Annotated in this window: 9 protein-coding genes and 2 pseudogenes; 5 read left to right on the forward strand and 6 right to left on the reverse strand. The window is 74.2% G+C overall.

All coding sequences use genetic code 11. The annotated features are described in order from the left end of the window. Window positions 1–70: 70 nt before the first annotated feature. Window positions 71–340 carry a hypothetical protein gene (locus QMF80_RS32050; protein ID WP_283459690.1) on the reverse strand — a complete coding sequence of 90 codons (270 nt, stop codon included), beginning with the start codon at window positions 338–340 and terminating at the stop codon, window positions 71–73. A 282-nt stretch (window positions 341–622) separates the two neighbouring features. Between QMF80_RS32050 and QMF80_RS32055 the strand changes: the two genes are divergently transcribed. Next, entirely contained in the window at window positions 623–2,302 is a 1,680-nt protein-coding gene (locus QMF80_RS32055) for a serine/threonine-protein kinase (RefSeq protein WP_283459691.1), read from the forward strand. A 19-nt stretch (window positions 2,303–2,321) separates the two neighbouring features. On the opposite strand, the gene QMF80_RS32060 is transcribed toward QMF80_RS32055, so the two are convergent. After that, window positions 2,322–3,125 carry an SGNH/GDSL hydrolase family protein gene (locus QMF80_RS32060; protein WP_283459693.1) on the reverse strand — a complete coding sequence of 268 codons (804 nt, stop codon included), beginning with the start codon at window positions 3,123–3,125 and terminating at the stop codon, window positions 2,322–2,324. Between the two features lie 199 nt (window positions 3,126–3,324). Between QMF80_RS32060 and QMF80_RS32065 the strand changes: the two genes are divergently transcribed. Further along, window positions 3,325–4,422 (forward strand): DUF5925 domain-containing protein, encoded by a 1,098-nt coding sequence (locus tag QMF80_RS32065; RefSeq protein WP_283459695.1) that lies wholly within the window; start codon window positions 3,325–3,327, stop codon window positions 4,420–4,422. A gap of 31 nt (window positions 4,423–4,453) precedes the next feature. On the opposite strand, the gene QMF80_RS32070 is transcribed toward QMF80_RS32065, so the two are convergent. Then, window positions 4,454–4,840 carry a GntR family transcriptional regulator gene (locus QMF80_RS32070; RefSeq protein ID WP_283459697.1) on the reverse strand — a complete coding sequence of 129 codons (387 nt, stop codon included), beginning with the start codon at window positions 4,838–4,840 and terminating at the stop codon, window positions 4,454–4,456. Between the two features lie 71 nt (window positions 4,841–4,911). On the opposite strand from QMF80_RS32070, the pseudogene QMF80_RS32075 reads away from it, so the two are divergent. The 3 genes and pseudogenes from QMF80_RS32075 to QMF80_RS32085 form a co-directional block, all read left to right on the forward strand. Then, a pseudogene (locus QMF80_RS32075) lies at window positions 4,912–5,841 on the forward strand (GNAT family N-acetyltransferase); the annotation flags it as partial. A 159-nt stretch (window positions 5,842–6,000) separates the two neighbouring features. After that, window positions 6,001–6,333 (forward strand): annotated as a pseudogene (locus QMF80_RS32080) (ribonuclease FAU-1 family protein); the annotation flags it as partial. A gap of 236 nt (window positions 6,334–6,569) precedes the next feature. Next, window positions 6,570–7,637 (forward strand): lytic polysaccharide monooxygenase auxiliary activity family 9 protein, encoded by a 1,068-nt coding sequence (locus QMF80_RS32085; protein ID WP_283459699.1) that lies wholly within the window; start codon window positions 6,570–6,572, stop codon window positions 7,635–7,637. A 47-nt stretch (window positions 7,638–7,684) separates the two neighbouring features. On the opposite strand, the gene QMF80_RS32090 is transcribed toward QMF80_RS32085, so the two are convergent. The 3 genes from QMF80_RS32090 to QMF80_RS32100 all read right to left on the reverse strand — a co-directional run bounded on the left by QMF80_RS32090 (window position 7,685) and on the right by QMF80_RS32100 (window position 13,282). After that, a complete protein-coding gene (locus QMF80_RS32090) occupies window positions 7,685–8,545 on the reverse strand; it encodes an esterase/lipase family protein (protein ID WP_283459701.1) in 861 nt (286 codons plus the stop codon). A 208-nt stretch (window positions 8,546–8,753) separates the two neighbouring features. Then, window positions 8,754–9,761: a DNA polymerase Y family protein gene (locus tag QMF80_RS32095; protein WP_283459704.1), complete on the reverse strand. Its 1,008-nt coding sequence runs from the start codon at window positions 9,759–9,761 to the stop codon at window positions 8,754–8,756. Further along, window positions 9,758–13,282 (reverse strand): DNA polymerase III subunit alpha, encoded by a 3,525-nt coding sequence (locus QMF80_RS32100; RefSeq protein WP_283459706.1) that lies wholly within the window; start codon window positions 13,280–13,282, stop codon window positions 9,758–9,760. The genes QMF80_RS32095 and QMF80_RS32100 overlap by 4 nt, the downstream gene beginning before the upstream one ends. Window positions 13,283–13,375: the final 93 nt, after the last annotated feature.

The raw sequence follows: 13,375 nt of genomic DNA on the forward strand, positions 1-13,375 counted from the left end.
CGACCGGGGCGGTCACCGGCGCGTGGTGCGGATCCGGCGACCGCCGCAACGGCCCTGGATCCGGTGGCAGTTACGAGCGGCGGCTGCCGAAGAGTGTGCGACGCAGCCGCCGCAACGGGGCGAAGAGCGAGACGCGCGCGCTCCGGCTCCGCTGGACGTGCGTATGGTCGCGCGACGTCAGCTCACGCATCAGCAGCGTCGCCTCGATGGCGTCGCAGTGCGGGACGGCGGGTCCGCCCAGCACGGCGAGATGACGGTCGAGGCGCGAACTGGTCGCGCTACTGCCGCAGGTGATGGCAGGCACGCGAGGCGGCCTGCTACGCATTGCTATCTGTTCCATGTCTCTCCCCACCCGTACGAGGGCACCCGGCCCGGGCAGGTTAACCCTATCGCCCTCGCGTCGCAGTCGGGTATCCCGGTCGCGTGAATTACCCCTTCGGCGACCCCAGTTGACGATTACTGAGCGCAGTCGTCCATCACTCTCCGAAGTGATCCCGCGTCAGAAGGGTGGCGGGGACCGCCCGGACGTGCGAGCCCGCGAGTTGCGACGCGGCGGGAGTCACACGGCGGCCGATCGGTTAACTTGGAGTGATCATCCCGTTACCCGAACGAGGGGGCCCGCGTGAGCGGAGAGCCGAGCGGCGACGAACGCGTGGTCGCGGGGCGGTACCGGCTGCTGGGTCCGCTGGGCCGGGGCGGCATGGGCGTCGTCTGGCGGGCCCGGGACGAGGTCCTGGGCCGCGAGGTGGCCGTGAAGGAGGTCCGGGCCCCGGCCGGCCTGGACGAGGCCGAGGTGCAGCGCATGTACGCGCGCCTGGAGCGGGAGGCCTGGGCCTCGGCCCGGGTCACGCACCGCGGGGTGGTCACCGTCTACGACGTGGCCACCGACGGCGGCCGGCCCTGGATCGTGATGGAACTGGTGCGCGGGCTCTCGCTCGCGGAGATGCTGGAGGCCGACGGCCCGCTGTCCCCGCAGCGGGCCGCGCACATCGGCGAGCAGGTGCTGTCGGCGCTGCGCTCCGCGCACGAGGCGGGCGTACTGCACCGCGACGTGAAGCCCGGGAACGTCCTCATCGCCAACGACGGGCGGGTGCTCCTGAGCGACTTCGGGATCGCCCGGCTGGAGGGTTCCGCCTCGATCACGATGACCGGGGAGGTGATCGGCTCCCCCGAGTACCTGGCGCCGGAGGCCGCGCTGGGGGCCGCGCCCGGACCCGGGTCGGACCTGTGGTCGCTGGGCGTGATGCTGTACGCGGCGGTGGAGGGCAGCACCCCCTTCCGCCAGGACTCCCCGATCGCCACCCTCCAGGCCGTGGTGGAGCGGGAACTGCCGCCGCCGCGCCGCGCCGGAGCGCTGGAGCCCGTACTGGAGGGACTGCTGCGCAAGGACCCGGCGCGGCGGCTGACCGCGCCGGAGGCGGCGCGGATGCTGCGGGTGGTGGGCGCCGGCGGGACCGTACGGTCGGAGGGCGGGCCGGTGTCGGGGCCCGATTCGCCGACGGCGACCGCGCACCACGGCGACCGCGCCGGGGGCTCCCCCGGGGCCTTCTCCGGCGCCGCGGCCGGCCCGTACGGCTCCCCCACGCCCGCGCTGCCCGCGCCGCAGCCGCGGCGGGAGTCCGGTCACGGGCCCGCGGACCCCGCGCCGCGCACGGGGGCGGGTCTGGTCCTCGCCTTCGGCATCGTGGTCCTGCTGCTGGTGCTGGCGCTCCTGGGCTGGCTGCTGTTCGAGGACCGCGCGGGCGGCGGTCCGACGGGCGGCGGGGCCGCTTCGCCGAGCGCCTCCCCGGTCACCAGCGGCCCGGCGCCCTCGGCCACCACCCCCTCGCCCAGCCCTTCGCCCAGCCCGTCACCGAGCGCCTCGGCCACCCCCGCCCAGAGCGTCACCCTCGCCGTGCACGCGGTGCGCGGCCGCTACTCCGGTCCGTGCCCGCCGCCGGAGGCCGCCGCGCCCGCCTTCGCGGCGACGCTGTCGGTGGTCCGTACGCCGGTGGTCGTGGAGTACCGCTGGGCCACCCGCAGCGGGGTGAGTTCGGCGCCCGACTGGCAGGCCGTCACCTTCGACGCGGGCGGCCCGACGGCCCGGGAGCTGAACTTCACCGAGCTGAGCCACCGGCCGGGGACCACCCTGGACGACGCGGTCCGGCTGGAGGTGCGGCGGCCCGGAGCGGTCACCTCCGACTGGGTGGACTTCTCCGTGACGTGCGAGGAGGAGACTCCGACGAGCGGAGCCTCCTCCCCCGGGCCGTCCGGTTCACCCGGCGCGCCGGGCCGGCCGGTCGGTCCGGCCCCGACGCCCTAGATCACGTGCCCCGTGGCGCTCAGGCCGCGCTGGTGAAGACCGGCAGGTAGCCGCTGGACTGGCCGGTCGCGGTCGGGTGGTAGGACTCGCCGATGTTGGCCCAGTTGAGGCTGTGCAGCCATTCGCTGCTGGTGCAGATCTCGTGGCCGGTGAAGGCGCTGGTGACGGAGGCGAAGCTGAATCCGTGGTTGGCGGCGCGTTTGGCGAGCGCCGCGTTCAGGTAGTCGGACGCGCCGTCGATCGCGGCGCGCTTGCCTTCGGACAGCCCGGCGAGGCAGCTGCCGTTGAGCTTGTAGAAGCGGGGGTAGCCGAGGACGACGACGTGGGCGTTGGGCGCGCGCGAGTCGATGGCGCTGTACACCTGGTCGAGCTTGCCGGGCAGGGTGGAGTCGACGTAGGCCCTGGCCTGGTCGACCCGGGTGATGCAGGTGGCCTCGGACTGGAGCACACAGGTCTGCATCACGTCCGAGAATCCGGCGTCGTTGCCCCCGACGGTGAGGCTGACGAGGTCGGTTCCGGTGTTCAGCGGGGCGAGCTGGTTGGCGAGGACATCGCCGGTACGGGCGCCCGAGCAGGCGGTGAAGGCGAAGGTCTGGGGCGCGTGCGAGGCGGCCCAGAGGGCTGGGTAGGCCCGGCTGGTGCGCTTGCAATCGCCGCTGGAGCTGTCGTAGTTCCCGGATCCGACACCGGAGGAGTACGAGTCGCCGAGCGCGACATAGCCGAAGTCCGCCTGGGCGGCGGAGGCCTGACCGGCGCCGAGCAGTGCGGCGCCCGCGGCCAGGAGGAGTGACGAGGTTAAAGCGGCAAACCGTGACAATCTCATGTACGGCTCCTTGTGGGGGTTTCCTGTCCGTTCTGTGGTACAAGGAGCTGGGGCCCACTGGAAGTGTTCATGCCAAGAATGTTCGGGGTGGAGTTCCCGCCGGAATCTTCACCACGGGGGTGTTTGAAGAGGGAAGTCACCCACCCGTTCCGGCGAAACACGGGTGCACAGGGGCACTTCGTGCCGGATCATGGGCGCCATGCCAGCCAACCCTCATGACGCGCTGCCGATCCGGCTCAACGTCGACGACAGCGACTCCCCGTCGGACGTCGTCGACGCGCTGTTCCTCGGCCGGTTCGCGTCCGGCGAGCAGCCGTACTCGCACAGCGTGTCCATCGAGCGGGTCAAGGCCGGGGCCAGCCTGGTGCCGCCCGCGGCCACCGTGCTGCGCTCCGCGCGCGACTCCGACCGCAGCGCCACCCTCGCCGAGGGCGAGGGCTGGACCATGCTCGTCTCCCGCTGGAGCCGCGGCGCGGACGTCACGGTGACGGCGGTCAGCGAAGAACTCGCCTCCACCGTGGTGGGCGAGGCCACCGAGGGCGTGCAGGACGAACCCGAACCGCAGCCCGAGAACGTCACCATGGGCTTCTGGTACGTCTCCCCGCGCCGGGGCCCGTACCGGACGACCCGCCAGATCGCGGCCGGTACCTGGGCGGAGGTGCGGCCCAACTACACCGCCCCGGTCGCCGGGTCGCTGGACCGGCTGATGAAGGTGACCCCGGACGACATCGCGGGGCGGCTGCTGCTGCTCCACGGGCCGCCCGGGACCGGCAAGACCTCCGCGCTGCGCACGCTCGCCCGCTCCTGGCGGGACTGGTGCCAGGTGGACTGCGTACTCGATCCCGAACGGCTGTTCAACGACGTCGGCTACCTGATGGACATCGCCATCGGCGAGGACGAGGGCACGGCCAAGGGCCGCTGGCGGCTGCTGCTGCTGGAGGACTGCGACGAGCTGATCCGCGGCGAGGCCCGGCACACCGCCGGGCAGGCCCTGTCACGGCTGCTGAACCTGACGGACGGGCTGCTCGGCCAGGGCCGCAACGTCCTGGTCGGGGTCACCACCAACGAGGACCTGGAGCGGCTGCACCCGGCGGTGGTCCGGCCCGGGCGCTGCCTGGCGCGGATCGAGGTGGACAAGCTGACGCACCGGGAGGCGGTGGACTGGCTGGGCACCGACGAGGGGGTGCCGCGCGAGGGCGCCACCCTGGCCGAGCTGTTCGCGCTGCGGCGCGGCGCGGGCCCCGGCTCGCTGCTGCCGCCGCAGGCGCACGGGCCCGACGCGGGGCTGTACCTCTAGGACCCCCGCGCACCCCCAGGACCCGCCGCTCTCAGCTCCCGTACCGCGCGCGCAGGGCGGTCACGGCGGCGGCCTCGGCCGCCTCCCGGGTGAGGCCGAGGCGGTGGGCGCGCTCCGCGTAGGTCTGGGCCGCCGCCGAGGCCTCGCGGGCCGGGGCGTCGCCCGTGGCCGCGATGAAGGTGCCGTTGCGGCCGCGCGTCTCGATCACCCCGTCGGACTCCAGCGCCCGGTAGGCCTTGGCGACCGTGTTCGCGGCCAGGCCCAGCTCCTCCGCGAGCCCGCGCACCGTCGGCAGTTTGAAGCCGGCGGGCAGCCGGCCCGAGCGCGCCTGCCGGGAGATCTGCGCGCGCAGCTGTTCGTAGGGGGCGGCCGCACCGGCCGCGCCGTCAAGGGTGAGCTTCAGGTTCGTCGAGGTCACGGGCCCGATTGTCGCCCATCGGAGGGTAATTCGGAGGCGGGCCGCGGAGCGCCGCACGTAGCGTCGCGCTCATGACCGTTCTGATTCGCGACCTGCGCCCCGGTGACGTGGCGGACGCCGAGGCCGTGGTCCGGGTGCGCCGGGCCGCACTGCCCTTCATGATCACCACTGTTGAGGGCGTCGCCTTCGAACTCGCCTCCGCCCACCCCGACCGGCACTACCGCCTGCTGGTCGCCGAGACGGCCGACGGCACGGTGGTGGGCAGCGCCCAGGTGGGCGTCGCGCACGACAGCCCGGAGCCGGGTCAGGCCTTCCTCAACGTGTACGTCGACCCCTTGCACCGGGGTCTCGGAGCGGGTGGCCCGCTGGCGCGCGCCGCGGAGCACCACCTCGCGGCGCGGGGGGCCACCGATGTGTTCGCGTGGGTCCTGGACGAGCCCGCGCCCCGCGCCTTCGCCGAGCGCCGGGGGTACCGGGCCAGCCGGAGCGCGTACTTCCTGCGCCTGGACCTGACCACCGCCGCCCTGCCGGAGCTGCCGGGCGCCCTGCCGACCGGGGTCGAGCTGCGGACCGCCGCCGCCTTCGAGGCCGATCCGCGGCCCCTGTTCGAGGCGGACGCGGAGACCTCCTGCGACGAACCGGGCGACGTGGCGACCGAGATGGACGACTACGACGGCTGGCTGCTGCACATCTGGCGGAGCCCCGCCCTGGACCGGGAGCTGAGCACCGTGGTCCTCGTCGACGGCGCGGTGGCGGCCTTCACCGCGGCCCACACCGACGGGGCCACCCGCTACGCCTCGGCCATGACCGGCACCCGGCGCGCCTTCCGCGGCCGGGGGCTGGCCAAGCTGGCCAAGGCCGCCTCGCTGCGGCGGGCCCGGGCGGCGGGGTACACGGAGGCGTTCACCGGCAACGACACCGCGAACGCCCCGATGCTGGCGGTCAACAAGGGCTTCGGGTACGAGGTCTGCGCCGCCGAGGTCCGGTACACGAAGAAGCTGGCGCCGCGGGACCCGGGGACCGTGACCGTCGCCCTGGTCAAGGGCGACCGGACCAAGATCCGCTATCGGGCCGCCCTGCTGGCCGACACCGGTGCCCGGATCTCCGTACGCGCCCCCTGGGCGGCCCCGGGCGTGCGCGACTTCGGCTTCGTCCGCTTCGAGCCGGGCGACGTATTCACCGAGCACTTCTGGCGGGACCGCTGGTACGCGGTCAAGGAGGTGCGCGGCGCCACCGGTGTCCTCAAGGGCTGGTACTGCGACATCACCCGGCCGGCCGTGATGAGCGACGGCGAGATCCTGGTGGAGGACCTCGACCTCGACCTGTGGGTCTCGGCGGACGGGTCGGACGTACGGCGCCTGGACGAGGACGAGTTCGCCGAGAGCGGCCTCGCGGGGCGCGACCCGGAGGCCGCCATGCGGGCCGTGGCGGCCCTCGACGCGCTGGAGCGCCAGGCCCGTTCGGCGGCCGGCCTGGCCGCGCTGCTCGGCTGAACCGCGCGGGTGGACCCGTGGACGGGGGCGTTCCTGTGGGCCCGCTTAGCGCGTCCTTAACTGCGCCCTAAGGATCGCCCTCCGGGGCCCGAAGGCCTCGGAACGGGCGGTTCCAGTGGCTAGCTTGGGCGAGCCAGGGAGGGCCGGAGGCGGCGTCGTCACCCATCGGGAGCGGCGCCACCCAGCCCGGTCCACCGGCCGTACCCCCGTACGCCCCGCCCAGAGGAGTTCCATCCATGTCCGCACGCCGCCCCAGCACCGCCCCGCGCACCGCCGCCCGTATCGCCGCCCTGGGCCTGGCCCCGCTCGCGGTGGCCGCGTACACCGCCTCGCCCGCGGCGGCCCACGGCTCGATGACGGACCCGGTCAGCCGGGTGGCCGCGTGCTACGCGGAGGGGCCGGAATCACCCCGGTCGGCGGCGTGCAAGGCGGCCGTCTCGGCGAGCGGCGCGCAGGCCTTCTACGACTGGAACGCGGTGAACATCGCCAACGCGGCGGGCCAGAGCAAGTCGCTGATCCCGGACGGGCAGTTGTGCTCGGCGGGCAACAGCAAGTACAAGGGCCTGGACCTGGCCCGCGCCGACTGGCCCGCCAGCCCGATGGCGGCGGGCGCGCACACCTTCCGGTACAAGGGGACCGCCCCGCACAAGGGGTCCTTCGAGCTGTATGTCACGAAGGACTCCTACGACCCGTCGAAGCCGCTGAAGTGGTCCGATCTGGAGGCCACGCCCTTCGCGAAGGTCAGCGACCCGGGCATGCGGAACGGCGACTACGTGTTCTCCGCCGCCGTCCCGAAGAAGACCGGCCGCCACCTCATCTACAGCGTCTGGCAGCGCTCGGACAGCCCGGAGGCCTTCTACTCCTGCTCCGACGTGGTCTTCGGCAAGGACAGCGGCGGGAGCGGCACCGGGCCGACCGCCGGTCCCGCCGCCTCCGCGCACCCGGAGGAGGGCGCCACCGGGAAGCCCGGCTCCAAGCCGTCGGCGGGACAGGTCCCGGCGGATCCCGCACCGGGCTCCGCGCAGGACCCCGCGAAGGCGCCCACGGACGAGCAGATCGCGGCCGGGGCGGACAAGTCCACGGTCGAGCACAGCGGTCACGGCGACAACGACCCGAAGACGAACGGGGCGTCGGCCGTCCCGGTCACGTCGCAGAGCCCGGCGGACGGCAATCTCGCCCAGACCGGCGGCGACGGTGCGACCCCGATGATCGCGATCGCCGGGGCGGGTGCGCTCGCCGCCGGTGCGGCCGTGCTCTTCGGCGTGGCCCGTCGCCGGACCACCGCCGGTCGTCACGGCCGCTGACGGCCCGCGCTCCCTTCCTGCTCAGCGCCCCGCGGACCGCTCGCGCGTCAGTCGAAGACCGACGCGCAGGTGGTCCGCCGCGCGTGCTGCGGGTCGAGCGCGTTGGCCGCCTCGTGCCAGGCGATCCGGTCGGTCAGGCCGATCGCGACGTGCTCGGAGAGGTCGACTCCGCACAGGTCCTGGAGCAGGACGTTGTGTACGTTCGGCCCGTCGAGGAACTGGGTCCGGTACGGGGTGACCACCTCGTCGAACTTGGTCGTGATGACCGTGTACGCGACTCCGGGCACGGTGTCGCCGCCCGCGTTCAGCTTGGTGATGAAGGGCGAGCCCGCGATCTGGTCGGCCAGCCCCGGGGTGGCGGAGCTGATCAGGTCCCCGGCCCCGGGGAAGTAGGGCAGCAGCTGGGTGAGCCCGAGCAGGGTGGTTCCGTGGTTGTCGGGGGCGATCCCGACCATCGCGTTGACCTTGGCCGCGCCGCCGAGGAACTTCAGGTAGTAGTTCGGCATCATGCCGCCCTGCGAGTGCCCGACGATGTCGGTCTTGGCGGCGCCGGTGGAGGCGAGCACCTTGTCGACGAAGACGTCGAGCTGACCGGCGGACTTGTCGATCGGACCGAGTCCGTTGAAGAGGGGCACGCCGGGCAGCTGGCCGTAGTCGAGGGAGTAGACGCAGTATCCGCGGTCCACGAGGTACGGCGCGAACCCGAGCCAGTTGTCGATGGAGTTGCCGAAGGTGCCGTGGACCAGCACCACGGGGCGCGGGTGCGCGGCGGAGGGCTTGCAGGACCAGTTGTTCCACCCGCTGTACGGGGCGGAAGCCGCCTGCGCGGACCCGGCGGGGACCAGGGTGGCGGCGGCGAGTGCGAGGACGGCCAGCGAGCGGAGCAGGCGTCGTCTCCAGGGCAGCATCGAGTGATCTCCTTGCGGGTCAAGGGGAAAGAACGTGGGGGAGTCCCGTGATCCGGATCACATGGGGGTGCTGCTGACGCCAAATTACGGGCGAGTAGCAAGACTTGGAAGTTACGCGTCAGTAAAGAATGCGTGTCGCACGGCGAACGGGTTCACCCGCGGCTCGCGCGAGGGGTTCCGGCCGGGCCGCGTGAACAGGCCGCGCGGTTCAGGCCGCCAGGCTGCCGCGGGCTATGGCGGACGGGCCGAACCTGGCCCGGATCCGGTCCGTGACCGCCTCCAGCCTGCGGGCCTTCTCGTCCTCGGGGTCGAAGGTCAGCTGGTGGACGGCCCGGGTGGCCGGGGCCAGTTCCTCCGCGCGCAGGGAGAGCGCGCGGACCCGGGCCCGCTGGAGACCCAGGGACGCGTGGACGGCGTACGCCGTGGCGGTCAGGGTGGCCGAGTGGGCGGTGGGTTCCGGCAGCACGCGGGTCCGGGTCACGGTCGTGCGGTCGGCGCAGCGCACCGTGAGGGAGAGCGCGCGGCAGACCTGGTCCCGGGCGCGCAGCCGGGCGCCGATCTCCTCGGTGAGGGAGAGCAGGGCGCGGCGGTGGCGTACGGGGTCCAGCTCGTCCCGGCCGAAGGGGCGCTCGGCGGCCAGTGAACGCGCGGCCGCGCCGGGCAGCACCGGGGTCCGGTCGATGCCGTGGGCCCGCTCGTGGACCTCCCGCCCGGCCCGGGGTCCCAGGATCCGCCGCAGGGTCGCGGGCGGGGCGGCGGCGACCCGGCCGATGGTGTCGAGACCGTAGGAGCAGAGCACCCGGGCCGCCTTGGGGCCCACTCCGGGTAGGGCCGCGACGGGCCGCCCGGCCAGGAACTCCCGTACGGCGGCGGGCTCGTCCGGGATCAGCAGGGTGCGCCCGGGTCCGGCCGCGCGGGCCGCCAGGGTGGCCAGCATCGGGTTCGCGGCGCCGCCGAGGGCGCACTCGGCGCCGTACAGGGCGAGGGCCCGGACCCGGATCACGGCGGCCAGTTCGGCCGCGTCCCGCCCGAAGTAGCGCAGCGCGCCCCGGACATCGGCGAGGGCCCCGTCGGGCGGCAGCGCCTGGACCACCGGGGTCAGGGCGCCCAGCAGGGTGAGCAGCCCGGCGTGGGCGGGCGCGTCGAGCGGGGCTCCGTCGGCCCGGCGGAAGCGCAGGCACAGCACGGACCCGGCGGGGTCCGCACCCGGGTTCATCCCGCGCTCCCCGGACTGGAGTGCCAGAGCTTGCGGCCGGTGGCGGGGCCGGTGCCCGGGGGCTGGAGGTCCGCCCAGGGGTGCATCTCGTACCCGTTCGGCAGCGTGATCCGGCGGCCGGGGGCCGGTGCGGCGGACGCTTCGGCGGGGGCTTCGGCGGGGGCCTGACCGGAGGCGGACGGTGTGGCGGGCGCCGGTACGGCGAGGGCGGCCGCGACCGCCTCCAGACCTCCGGCGGAACGCAGTTCGGCCAGTTGGGCGAGGTTCCAGGCGGCCTCGCCGACCACGCTCAGGCTCTGCGGGCCGCGCCGCTGGACCACTCCGCGCACCAGCAGCAGGAAGGAGTGGAAGACGGTGTGGGCGCACGCCACGTGGCTGTCGTCGAAGAAGGCGAGGTCGACCAGGCCGGTGCCGTCGTCGAGGGTGGTGAAGATGACCCGCCTGCCGGAGCGGATCGGCGGGGTCTGGGTGGCCGCCTTGGCGCCCGCGACCAGGACGGTCTGGCCGTGTGCGGCGGTGCGCAGGGCGCTGGCCGGGAGCACGCCCAGTTCGGTCAGGAAGGTGTGGTGGTCGCTCATGAGGTGGCGGGAGGCGTCCATGCCGAGGACGCCCAGCTCGGCGCTGAGCCGTTCGGTGTCGTCGAGGTCGGGCAGGCCCACGGAGGCGGTGGACAGCCCGCCGTCCAGGGGCAGTTGGGGGCCGTGCGCGCCCTTCGCCCGCTGGGCGCCGTGGAGTTCGGACAGGTGCAGGAGCAGGTCCCGGCGGTTGGCGCCGAAGGCGTCGAGGGCGCCGACCTGCGAGAGCCGTTCGGCCACGGGGCGGCTCGGGCGGGCCCGGTCCCAGAAGTCGCGCAGGGAGGCGTAGGGCTGTCCGGTCTCGATCCGGGCGGCCTCGGCCTCGCTGATCCCGTGGACGTCGGACAGTGCGAGACGCAGTCCCCAGCGCGCGGCGGCGCCCGTACCGGACACCAGTTCGATACGGTGGGCGGCCGCCGACCGGTTCACGTCCAGCGGCAGCACCGGCACCCCGCGCCGGCGCGCGTCCGCGAGCAGCAGCCGCTTGGGGTACATGCCCGGGTCGTGGGTGAGCAGCCCGGTGTAGAAGGCGGCCGGGTGGTGCGCCTTGAGCCACGCGGACTGGTAGGTCGGGACCGCGAAGGCCACGGCGTGCGCCTTGCAGAAGCCGTACGAGCCGAAGGCCTCGATGATCTCCCAGGTACGGGCGATCACCTCGGGCCGGTAGCCGTTCCCGGCGGCCCGGGCCGCGAACCAGACCCGGATCCGGGCCTGCGAGTCCGGGTCGGAGAGCCCGCGCCGCACCCGGTCGGCCTCGTCGCGGCCGCAGCCGGTCATGATGTCGACGATCTCGATGATCTGTTCGTGGAAGACGACGACCCCGTAGGTCTCGCGCAGCGGGCGCGCCAGGTCCTCGTGCGGGAAGCGGACCGGGGCCCGCCCGTGCCGGGCCTCGATGAAGGGGCGGACCATGTCGGCGGCGACCGGTCCGGGCCGGAAGAGGGAGATGTCCACGACCAGGTCGTGGAAGGTCGAGGGCTGGAGCCGCCCCACCAGGTCGCGCTGGCCGGGCGATTCGATCTGGAAGCAGCCCAGCGTCTCGGCCGAGCGGATCAGCGCGTACGTCGCCTCGTCGCCCGGCGGCACCTGCGCCGGGTCGTCCAGGTCCAGCTCCTGCCCCGTACCGCGCCGGATCTCGGCGACCGCGTGCGCCATCGCCGACTGCATCCGCACCCCGAGCACGTCGAGTTTGAGCAGCCCGAGGTCCTCCACGTCCTCCTTGTCGAACTGGGACATGGGGAAGCCCTCGCCGCTGGTGGGGACCACCGGCGTACGGGCGAGCAGCGAGGCGTCGGAGAGCAGTACCCCGCACGGATGCATGGCGATCCCGCGCGGCAGCGCGTCCAGCGCCTCGACCAGCTCCCAGAGCAGCTCGTGCGATTCCCCGCGTACGCCGCTCAGTTCGGGGAGTTCGGCGAGGGCCGCGCGGGCGTCCCGGGCCCGGATGTGCGGGAAGGCCTTGGCGAGCCGGTCGGTCTCGGCGGGGTCCATGGACAGGGCCGCGCCGACGTCACGGATGGCGTGGCGGACCCGGTAGGTCTCGGGCATGGCGACGGTGGCGACCCGCTCGGTGCCGAAGCGGCCGATGATCCGGCGGTAGACCTCCAGGCGGCGCGCGGACTCGACGTCGATGTCGATGTCGGGCAGGACGCGGCGGCGCTTGGACAGGAAGCGCTCCATCAGCAGCCCGTGCTCGACGGGGTCTGCGTGCGCGATGCCGATGAGGTGGTTGACCAGGGAGCCCGCGCCGGAGCCGCGCGCGGCCACCCGGATCCCCATCTCCTTCACGTCGTCCACCACTTGAGCGACCGTCAGGAAATACGAGGCGAAGCCGTGGTAGGCGATGATGTCCAGCTCGTGGTGGAGCCGCTCCCAGTACCGGGGGCTGTTCGCGTGGACGCGCAGCACCATGCCCGCCGAGCACCGGGAGGCGAGCACCCGCTGGGCCGTGCGGTGGGCGGCGCCGACGAGCCGGGGCTCGGGGAAGTGCACCTCGCCGATGCCGAGGTCGTCCGCCGGGTCGACCGCGCAGGCCTCGGCGGTCTCGCGGGTGGCGTCGAGCAGGGCGCGGGCGCCGGACGGGCCGAGGCCCGCCGCCCGCGCGATCCGGTCGGCGGTCGCGGCCATGGCGGCGGGGCCCTTGAGCCAGCGCTCCCCGCTGTCGAGGCCGCGCCGGGGGTCGACGGGGACGAGCCTGCGGGCCGCGTCCAGGACATCGGCGACCCGGCCCCCGCCCTGGTCGGCGTAGCGCACGGCATTGCTGAGCACGGCCGGTACGCCCTGCTCGGCGGCGAAGCCGACGGTGCGGGCGGCGAGGCGCGGCGAGCCTGGGCCGGCGCCCGGGCGGCCGTGGTCGACGGCCTCCAGGCGCAGGGCCTCGCCGTAGGTCTCCCGCCAGGGGGCGAGCAGCCGGGCGGCCCGGTCGGGGCGGCCCGCGGCCAGGGCCCGGCCGACCTCGGAGTCGGGGCCGAGCAGGACGTGCACCCCGCTCGCGCCGCGCAGGGCGTCCCAGGGCAGCAGCGGGGAGCCCCCGTGGGTGGCGGCGTGGGCGTGGGCGGCGGTGACCATCCGGCACAGCTCGGCCCAGCCGGTGGCTCCGTCGCGGGCGAGGAAGAGGGCCCGGGAGGCGGACTCGTCGATGAAGGCGCCGCCCTTGACGGGGGTGCGCGGGCGGTGGGAGACCTCGGGACGGCCCGCACCGGAGCCGCGCGCGGCGGCGGGGGCGGGGACCGGGGCCACGGCCAGTCCGACGCCGAACAGGGGCCGGATCCCGGCGCGTTCGCACGCCTTCAGGAACCGGACCGCGCCCGCGAGGGTGTCGCGGTCGGTGAGCGCGAGGGCGTCCATGCCCCGGTCGGCGGCGCGCTCCGCGAGCCGTTCGGGGTGCGAGGCGCCGTAGCGCACGGAGTACCCCGAAACGGTGTGCAGATGCGTAAAACCAGGCATCCGCGGCCTCCTGCCTCGCTTGATGCGCCCGACTGAGGCGCCCGACACTCCTCTGACCTCCCCCGCTCTCCACCATAGAGCAATTCGAATATA

It is taken from the genome of Streptomyces sp. G-G2 (assembly GCF_030063135.1).
GTDB lineage: Bacteria > Actinomycetota > Actinomycetes > Streptomycetales > Streptomycetaceae > Streptomyces.